General features: G+C 63.5%; 11 protein-coding genes. All 11 read left to right on the plus strand.

All coding sequences use genetic code 11. The features are described 5' to 3' along the window. The first annotated feature begins 109 nt into the window (after positions 1 to 109). The 11 genes from EN750_RS08930 (at position 110) to EN750_RS08980 (ending at position 8,580) form a co-directional block, all read left to right on the plus strand. Positions 110 to 598 (plus strand): hypothetical protein, encoded by a 489-nt coding sequence (locus EN750_RS08930; protein ID WP_127396195.1) that lies wholly within the window; start codon positions 110 to 112, stop codon positions 596 to 598. Further along, positions 595 to 846 (plus strand): hypothetical protein, encoded by a 252-nt coding sequence (locus tag EN750_RS08935; RefSeq protein ID WP_127396196.1) that lies wholly within the window; start codon positions 595 to 597, stop codon positions 844 to 846. The genes EN750_RS08930 and EN750_RS08935 overlap by 4 nt, the downstream gene beginning before the upstream one ends. Before the next feature lie 7 nt (positions 847 to 853). Then, positions 854 to 1,381: a hypothetical protein gene (locus EN750_RS08940; protein ID WP_145967516.1), complete on the plus strand. Its 528-nt coding sequence runs from the start codon at positions 854 to 856 to the stop codon at positions 1,379 to 1,381. Further along, positions 1,378 to 1,950: a hypothetical protein gene (locus EN750_RS39345; protein ID WP_189526103.1), complete on the plus strand. Its 573-nt coding sequence runs from the start codon at positions 1,378 to 1,380 to the stop codon at positions 1,948 to 1,950. Before EN750_RS08940 ends, EN750_RS39345 begins: the two co-directional genes overlap by 4 nt. 44 nt (positions 1,951 to 1,994) lie before the next feature. Further along, entirely contained in the window at positions 1,995 to 2,234 is a 240-nt protein-coding gene (locus EN750_RS08950) for a hypothetical protein (protein WP_210212733.1), read from the plus strand. After that, positions 2,231 to 3,067 (plus strand): HNH endonuclease signature motif containing protein, encoded by an 837-nt coding sequence (locus tag EN750_RS08955; RefSeq protein ID WP_210212734.1) that lies wholly within the window; start codon positions 2,231 to 2,233, stop codon positions 3,065 to 3,067. The genes EN750_RS08950 and EN750_RS08955 overlap by 4 nt, the downstream gene beginning before the upstream one ends. Next, on the plus strand, positions 3,064 to 4,197 hold the full coding sequence (locus tag EN750_RS08960; RefSeq protein ID WP_127396198.1) for a helix-turn-helix domain-containing protein: 1,134 nt from the start codon (positions 3,064 to 3,066) through the stop codon (positions 4,195 to 4,197). The genes EN750_RS08955 and EN750_RS08960 overlap by 4 nt, the downstream gene beginning before the upstream one ends. After that, a complete protein-coding gene (locus tag EN750_RS08965) occupies positions 4,169 to 4,852 on the plus strand; it encodes a transcription termination/antitermination protein NusG (RefSeq protein WP_245482654.1) in 684 nt (227 codons plus the stop codon). The genes EN750_RS08960 and EN750_RS08965 overlap by 29 nt, the downstream gene beginning before the upstream one ends. Positions 4,853 to 4,965: 113 nt before the next feature. Further along, on the plus strand, positions 4,966 to 5,682 hold the full coding sequence (locus EN750_RS08970) for a hypothetical protein (protein WP_127396199.1): 717 nt from the start codon (positions 4,966 to 4,968) through the stop codon (positions 5,680 to 5,682). Positions 5,683 to 5,809: 127 nt separating this feature from the next. After that, positions 5,810 to 6,427 carry a DUF1441 family protein gene (locus EN750_RS08975; RefSeq protein WP_281062276.1) on the plus strand — a complete coding sequence of 206 codons (618 nt, stop codon included), beginning with the start codon at positions 5,810 to 5,812 and terminating at the stop codon, positions 6,425 to 6,427. After that, positions 6,424 to 8,580, plus strand: coding sequence for a terminase gpA endonuclease subunit (locus EN750_RS08980; protein ID WP_127396201.1), 2,157 nt, complete (start codon positions 6,424 to 6,426; stop codon positions 8,578 to 8,580). The genes EN750_RS08975 and EN750_RS08980 overlap by 4 nt, the downstream gene beginning before the upstream one ends. Positions 8,581 to 8,685 lie beyond the last annotated feature (105 nt).

An 8,685-nucleotide genomic window follows, 5' to 3' on the forward strand; every position in this document is an offset into this window, starting at 1 on the left:
GCCTTCTACCGCGCGCCTGTCGGCGCGCCGCCGGCTCGAAAGCGTCCCCGGCGCGGCCTTTCGGACAAGATGTTTCACGGGAAAAGCACTGAAACAGGAGTTTCGCAAAATGCTTAGATCGCTCGTCCTACGGCTGGCGCCGCGCCTCATCGCGCTGTCGGAGAAGCGCAAGCCCGATGTCACCATAGGGGGCACCGTCTATCCCTACATGCGCCGCTGGTGGCTCATTCCGCGCAACCGCTTCTTCAACGTCTACCTGCACCACTTCCTGCGCTCCGACGACGACCGGGCGCTGCACGATCATCCCTGGTGGAACCTCTCGGTGCTGCTGCAAGGCCGCTATGTCGAGCACACCATCGCGAGCGGCGGCATCAACAGCCGCGTCGAGCGGCGCGCCGGCGATACGAAATTCCGCACCGCGTCTGCCGCGCACCGCATCGAGCTTGTCGATGGGCCGTGCTGGACGCTGTTCCTGACCGGGCCGACGCTGCGCACATGGGGCTTCCACTGCCCGCGCGGCTGGGTGCCGTGGCAGCAGTTCACCAAGCCTGAAAATCCCGGCGAGGTCGGTCGCGGCTGCGGCGAGTTCGATCAATGAAGGCGACCGACCTCGAAAAGGCGCGGCTGATAGCCGGAGCCCGCGCCCAGAACATCACCATGCGCAGTCGGCTGGCGGCCGGCGAGACGCTGACGCTTTGCATCGGCGATGGAAGCGACGCCGCCAACATCGTGTTGATGCCTCGCTATCTGGCCGAAATCCGTAGCGATCTCATTGCCGCCTTCGATCTGCGCATCTGCGAAAACGATGCAGCGCTCGGATCGCTCGGGGTCGATGTCGATGGCTGAAGCCGCGATGCGCAGACTGGACCGGGACCTGCCACGCATCGACATGTATGCGCCGGAACTCCGCGCCCGCCTGCTGGCGCAGCGTGCCGGGATGCCTGCACCGCGAGCCAAGGCAACGCCAGCGAAGACGGAGCCGGCCGACGGCGCTCTGGCGCTGCTCAAGCAGGCGCGGATGATGCTGGCGGCGGCGACGGCCGACCGTGAACTGGCGGCGCGGACGCTGGCCGATGCAAGGGCGCGCGCTGACAGCATCGTCGCTGAAGCGGAGCTTTCGGCGGACATCGTCTCGAAGGTCGGCCCGGCGCTGCCCAGCATCGCCCGCATTCAGAACACCGTGGCGGAGCGTTATGGCATCAGCCTTGCCGCAATGCTCGGTCCCGGCATGTCCGTCGATCTCGTCACGGCGCGCTATGAGGCGATTCGCCGGGCGCACGCCGCGCGGCCCGACCTGTCTCCGGGTAAGCTGGCAAAACTGTTCCGTCGCGACCGCACCGTGATCCTGCGCGCCATAGCCGGCAAAGGGCCGAAGCCATGAACGCGCCGGTGTCGCACCAAGGCCTGTCGCCAAATGCGACAAAGCTGCGCGACATTCGCGCGGCGCTCGCCACCATCGCGCCGGCCGATTGGACGCGCGTGCATGGCGAGGCCGGGGCCTTCGTCGAGGCGCGCGGCGAGATGGGCGAGCGGCTGGTGCTGCTGCGCTTCGATGCCGCGACGGTTGACGAGATCGACTTCGTCTGCTCCGCGCCCGATACCGTCAGCTTCCTGCTCCACCTGCTCGACCAGGCGTTCGGCAAGATCCGTGCATTGACCGGCGAGCCGGCGCCACGCCGCCAGGCCGAGCAGCGCGGCGAACCGGCGGCGAGCGACGTGAAGAACTTCGCCGCCGAGTGCGGCATGAAATGCCAGGAGCCGGCGTTCAAGGTGTTCCTGCATGAGCGGCACGGGCTGGAAAAGCCGCTGACCGACGAGCGCGTGGCGCAGAAGGTGCGCAGCCTGCTCGGCGTGCAATCGCGAAAAGAACTCAACAATGGCGGGGCGGCAAGCGAAGCGTGGAAAGCGCTGCGCGGGAGCTTTGCCGATTGGAAGAAGGTAGGACGATGATGGCTACGAAGAACAGACTGTCTGATCTCAACGATCATCTCTTCATGCAGCTCGAGCGGCTCGACGATGCGACCCTGACAACGGAGCAGATCGCCAGCGAGGTGGCCCGCACCGAGGCCATTGTCAAAGTGGCCGACAAGATCGTCGATAATGCCCGTCTCAACCTGCAGGCCTGCGAACTGGTCGCCAAGCACGGTGACCGTTTCATGAAGCATCTGCCGATGATCGGGGCGCCTGATGCGCCGGCTCTGGACTTCAAGAAAAAGGTAGAGGGGGCGCAGTGAAGGGGAAAGGCATCCGCTACAGCGACGCCGAGATGGAGTGGCTGGAGTCCAATCGCACGATGGTCATCAGCGACTATCACCGGGCGTTCGTTGCCGAATTTGGGCGCGATGACGTCGCGGCGATCAATCTGCACGGGCTGCGAAAGCGCCGGGGCTGGAAGGTTGGGCGCGCGCCTGGCCGATTCGCCGGCCGGCATATGCGCTACTCGCCCGCCGAAATCGACTGGTTGCGCGACAACCGCACCATGGTCATCGGCGAGTATCATCGAGCGTTCTGCGCTCGCTTCGAGCGGCAAGACGTGTCCGAAGCCGCGCTGCATGCCCTTCGCAAGCGGATGGCCTGGAAGACAGGTCGAACGGGGCAGTTCAAGAAAGGTTCGGTCTCGATCAACAAAGGCAAGACATGCCCGCCAGGGCGTGGCGGCCGGCATCCGAATGCGCGCGCGACGCAGTTCAAGCCTGGACAGCTTGCGCATAACCGAATTGGCCCTGGGCACGAGTCGATTGGTGACGACGGCTATGTCTGGATCGTCACCGATAGGCGCAACCCATGGACGGGCGCGTCAACCTGGCGGGTCCACAAGCATCGCTGGCTCTGGGAGCAGGCCAACGGCCCGGTTCCTGATGGCCACGTTCTAAAATGCCTGGACGGCAACAAATCCAACAGCAATCCGTCGAATTGGGCGCTGGTGCCGCAAGGGCTTCTGCCGCGGCTTAACGGCAAATCAGGCCGCAACTACGATGTCGCGCCGGCTGAACTCAAGCCGGTGATCATGGCGATCGCCAAGCTGGAGCATCGGGCGCGGTCCAAGCGAAAGCAGGATACGGCATGAGCGGGCCTCGCCTCTCCATCATCCCGGCTCGTGCCGCCACAGACAGGTCGCTGAAGCCGCGCGACTTGCAGGTGCTTTGCGTGCTCGGGCGCCACACCGACGAACTCGGCTGGTGCACGCGTAGCCAGGTCAAGATGGCCGACGAAATGGGCTGCGCCCGCTCGACCGTGTTCGAAGCGATCGAGCGGCTGGTCAAGGCCGGATATCTCGAAAGGCATGTCGAAGAGACGCTGTCCGGTCGCGACGCCGCGCATTGGTATCGCGTCATCCTCGACCCTGTGCACCACAATCTGGCGGCGCTGAAACCAGCCGACGAAACGGCCGATTCCGCCGCCGAAATACCCTGCCGACCAGTCGGCACCCCTGCCGGTATATCGGCACCCCCTGCCGGTCCAGAACCGGCACCCCCTGCCGGTCCAGGACCGGCACCTATTAACGACACTTCTCTAACGACCCCTCTTAACGCTGAGAAAGAGCGCGGACGCGAGGATGATCAGAAAGCGGTCGAGCGCTGGGTAAAGAAAACGCATCCGGGCTGGCCGAGCTACATCAGCGACAGCGTGCCGAAGGCGGTGTCGGCGGCTTATGCGCTGACCGCTGCCGAACGCGAGACGGCGGCCGACCGCATGGCCGAATACGTCGCCAGCGCCAAGGTCGGCGGGCGCACGGTGATCTGCACCTTTGCCGTCTACCTTGCTGAAAAGCGCTGGGAGAAGCTGCCGCCCAAGGTCGAGGTCGCCGGCCGCGCCGACGACTATGCGCCGCCGTTCGGGCCGGTGTGGATGGGCTGGGTAATGGCCGCCGTCATCGGCGGGCCCGAGAACGCCGGCGGCGCCACACAGGCCGAGCGTTGGCCGAAGGTCGACGCGCTCTACCGGCTGGCGCACAGGGGCACTGGCTACCGCTTCAGCGAGCGCTGGCATGCGCTCAAGGGGCTGATGGTGGCGGTGCCCGTCGGCACGCCGCAATGGATCGAATGGCGCGACCACTTCGCAAGGCAAGGCTGGCCATGGCTGCCGGATCCGGGACGCGTCGCCTACTTCCCGGCTGGCGGGCCGGCAGGACTGGAAGCGTTTGAACAAGCGGTGCGAGGAAACCATGATGCGGGCGGACGTGAAGCGGCTGAGTGATCGGGAACACGTCTGGGTGGATCGCTCGACGGGCGAGGTCATCAACGTCGATCGAGCTTGGCAGAAGAGCGACAAGCGAATCGCATTGACCCGACGCGAGCAGGCGATGCTCGCCGCGGCTGGTCAGGACGGTCCGGAGGCTCGCTGGTACGTGCTTCGGGTCGAGGACCGCGCCGACATTGCTGTGGATAAGTTGCTGGATGATGCCAAGGTCGAGCATGTCATGCTGTCGATCGAGGTCGAGGCGAAGCGTCGTGGCGGTCGCAAACACCAGTCTCTTGAGCCGTGCATGGCGCCTGCTTTCCCCGGCTACATCTTCGTTCACGTCGTCTCCTGCGCGGCGACATGGGCTGGTCTCAAGACGGTCAAGGGTGTGCTCGATCCGCTCGGCGGAGGCGACAGTCCGAAGCCGGTCAATCATGAGGAAATCGTGAAGTTTCAAGCGCGTATCGAAAATGATCATGACGCCATTGCCATGCTCACTAATGCGCTCAGGACAGGGGACAAGGTGAGCATTGATGCAGGCCCGTTCTGTGGGTTCGAAGCTGTGGTGATGATGCTGGCCGACAAGCACAAGGTCGGTGTCGAGGTCGACATCTTCGGTCGCGCCGTGCCGTTGAAGTTCGATCTTGCGGACATCACCAAATTGGAATAGCGAATCCGTCCCAGGACGAGCTGAAAGAGTCGCAGACCAACAGGTCGACGCGCCATCAGCCCCAGGCGAAGCGAGCAGCTTCACCGCAATGGATAAGATTCCGGAAAGCTTCGATGTCGTTCATCTCACTCGAGAGCAACATTGCTGCATGGAAGGATGGGCTAGACCGGTTCGCAGGGCAGGTCCCTTTCGCCACGGCCAAGGCTCTAACAGCGACCGCGAATGAGGTCAGAGCCGATCATCGTGATCTGCTTCCCTTGCTCTTCGACAGGCCAACGCCCTACACGTTGAACAGTCTTCAGGTCACGCCTGCAACCAAGCAGCATCTCAATGCCATCGTCGGTTTCAGGGATAGCCCTCGCAGCAGGCAGCACTACCTCATGCCTCAGGTCGAGGGCGGGAGCCGACCGCACAAGGGCTTCGAGAAGTGGCTCATCGGTAATGGCGTGATGTCGAGCAGTGAGTATGCGGTTCCGGCTTCTGGTCTGCGGCTTAACGCTTACGGCAACGTATCGCCTGGTGTCATAACCCAGATCCTGTCTCAGCTCGCCGCATCGCCTGATGCTATGCAGTGGGAGACCTCGCGGTCACGTAAGCGGGCTGGTTCGACACGATCACGCTACTTCATCCCGAAGCCGGGAGGCGCGCTGAGGCGCGGCATCTGGCGTCGGTCAGGCAAGGGCAAGATCGAGCCTCTCTTCCTGTTCGTCAGTTCGGTCGGATACTCGGTGAAGTACAACTTCTTCGATTTATCTCAGCGGATCGCTGAACGATCGTTCCCTCGCCAGTTTGAGGCGGCGCTCGCCCAAGCGGTTCGCACCGCGCGATAGAGTCCCCCGCCCGGTTGGGTCCTCCCTATGCCCCTTGCGCCCGCGGGGTATTCGGACCCCGGGACAAACGCGATTTTGGGGCGGCGAAACACGTTCGAATTATGTTGTTGTTTTTGTTGTTGGAGCGATGAGCGACAGCACTCGATTTCCATTGCCGCAAGGCGTTGCTGACGGGGTCCTAAACAAGGGCCAGTTGGCGCGCGCCTTGGGGAAGACGGAGCCGACAATTGATCGGTGGATGCAGGAAGGCATGCCGATCCTCGATGAAGGATCGAACGGCAAGGCTTATGCCTTCCAACTCTCCCAGTGTTTCGCTTGGATGCAGGAGCGCGACGAGACGTCGAAGCATCAAGAAGAGGCTCAGGAGCGCATCGTTCGTCAGATGCAGCTGGCGCTGATCGGCGGCAAGGAAGGGGATACCGAACGAAGCCTACCGCCGTCCGAGCGTATGAAGGTCTACGAGGCGGAATCAAAGTGGCAGGAACTGGCCCTTCGCCGCGGCGAGCTGGTCGAGGCCTCGACGGTGCTCGACCTGGTCGAGACGATCTTCGGCCTCATGCGGCAGGGGATCGAGACGCTGCCCGACACGCTCGCACGGGAATGCGGCATGGACGGCGCCCAGACGGAACGGGCTGTCCGGGCCGGCGACGACATCCTGCAAGAGATCGCGCGAGCGGTCGACGCGTTCGCCGATGATCTCGCCAAAAGAGAAACACCGGCGGTGCCTGAGATGGCGCTGACGTGAACCTGCATCATCGCAAAGACTTTGGCCGCGATGGTGGGTCGCTACACTATGCAAATCTGCCGGCGCTGATCAGGCAGGCGCGGCCGGCACTGCAGCCGCCCGATCGCATCGTCGTTTCTGAGGCGGCGTCGAAGTACCGGCGCATCAACAACGAGGCTTACAACGGGCCGTGGCGCAACGACGTTGCGCCCTACATGGTCGAGCCGATGGACATGAGCACGTCCAGGCGGTTCCGTTGCATCGCCTTCGCCGGACCTGCACGGACGGCCAAGACCGATGCGCTCGTGCTCAATGTGATCGTGCACCGCGTCATCTGCCAGCCGCGCAAGATGCTAGTCGTTCACATCGGTCGTAACGAGGCGCGTGACTTCAGCCTGGAGAAGCTTGGCCCGATGATCCGGGCCACTCCCGAGGTGGCGCGCCGGCAACTGCCCGGCCGGGCGAACGACAACATTTTCGACAAGCGCTTTCAGGGCGGCATGCGTCTCTCGGTAGGTTATCCCGTGATAGGCCAGCTCTCAGCACGCGATCTGCCGGATGTGTTGTTCACCGACTATGATCGGATGACCGAAAACGTGGATGGCGAAGGCAGTCCGTTTTCGCTCGGCCGCAAGCGCATCCAGACCTTTGGCTCGCTCGGCAAGGTCATAGCGGAATCATCGCCTGGCCGACCGATCCTCGACGAGGACTGGAAACCAAGCAAGGCCGAGCCGCATCGCGCGCCGCCTTGCACTGGCATCCTATCGTTGTTCAACGAGGGAACCCGTGGGCGCTGGTATTGGAATTGCCGCGACTGCGACCGTGAGTTCGAGCCGGATTTCTCGACGCTCCATTTCGCAAAGTCCGGATCATCTGCCGAACGCGCCGCCAGCGTGCATGCAGCATGCCCTCACTGCGGCGCGATTTTCGAGCATCGCCACAAGACCGAACTGAACAAGGCCGGGCGCTGGCTGCACGAAGGCAAGAATGCCCGTCTCGTGCCAATCGATGAAATGGACCGCGACGTCGACACGGTCAGCTACTGGCTCAAGGGCACGGCGGCAGCGTTTCAGGACTGGCGACAGTTGACGTTGACCTACTTGAATGCCGTCGAGACCTTCCGCCTGACCGGTGACGAGCAGGCGCTCAAGTCGACCATAAACGTCGATCAGGGCCTGCCTTACCTGCCTCGCAACCTCTCAGGATCCGACGTTACTCTCGACTTCTTGAAGGGAAAAGCCGCCGAGGCGATCCAGAAGACGGCGCCGGCGGAAACGCGCTTCATTACCGTAGCTGTCGACGTGCAGTCGAATCGCTTCGTTGTCCAGGTCGAGGCGTGGGGCGAAGGGCTGGAGCGGTGGATGATCGACCGTTTCGACATCCACACGCCGCCGGATGGCGCGCCGAATGCCGCCGACCGTGCCATCGACCCGGCGAGGTTTCCGGAGGACTGGGAAGCGCTGTTTCCGCTGCTTGAGCAGTCCTATCCCGTGACGGGTACGGAATATGCTTTGCAGCCGGTTGCGTTGATCGCCGATTCCGGCGGCGCCGCCGGCGTGACGTCCAACGCCTATGCTTTCTACCGCAAGGCTCGCAAGGAAGGTTTTCGCCGCCGCGTCTTCATCGCCAAGGGACAGGCTGGATTTGATCGTCCCCGGGCATTGGAGCGGGCGCCGGAAAAAGTCATCGGGCAACGTCGCCGCAAGGGCCAGGCTCCCAGCGATCTGCTGATCGTCAATGTCGGCACTGACGTGCTGAAGGATGAGGTAATGGCGGCGCTGGCGCGCAACGAGACGGGCCAGATTAGCTACCACATTCCCGATTGGATTGACGAACGGGTGCTGAAGGAATTCACCGCCGAGCGCCGAACCGACAAGGGCTGGCGGAAAAAGGAAGGGCAAGTCCGCAACGAGGCGCTCGACCTGGCCGTCTACGGCCGGGCGCTCGCGATCGTGCTGCGCGCCGAAAAAATCAACTGGGAGACCGCACCGGATTGGGCCCGTTCGGTGCCGGAAAACAGCTTCACGGTCCTCGGCGGATCGGCGGATGAGCCGGCGCCCGAGCCACGGCACGACAGCGAGCCGCCCGCCGCTGAGGTTCAGCCCGATGAGACGTCAGCGCCACGTTCGAAGCGCCGCGGCGGATCGTGGATCGGCAGAAGGAAATGGTTCTGATGTCCTACACCCTTACCGAGCTTCAACAGTTGCAAGCTGCCCGTTAGCTGCGGCATTGGCATCGGTGGCGGTGCTGCGCCAGTTCTTGGTGCGGTAGCTCTTGGC

Origin of the sequence: Mesorhizobium sp. M7A.F.Ca.ET.027.03.2.1, assembly GCF_003999175.1 — a bacterium.
Lineage (GTDB): Bacteria > Pseudomonadota > Alphaproteobacteria > Rhizobiales > Rhizobiaceae > Mesorhizobium.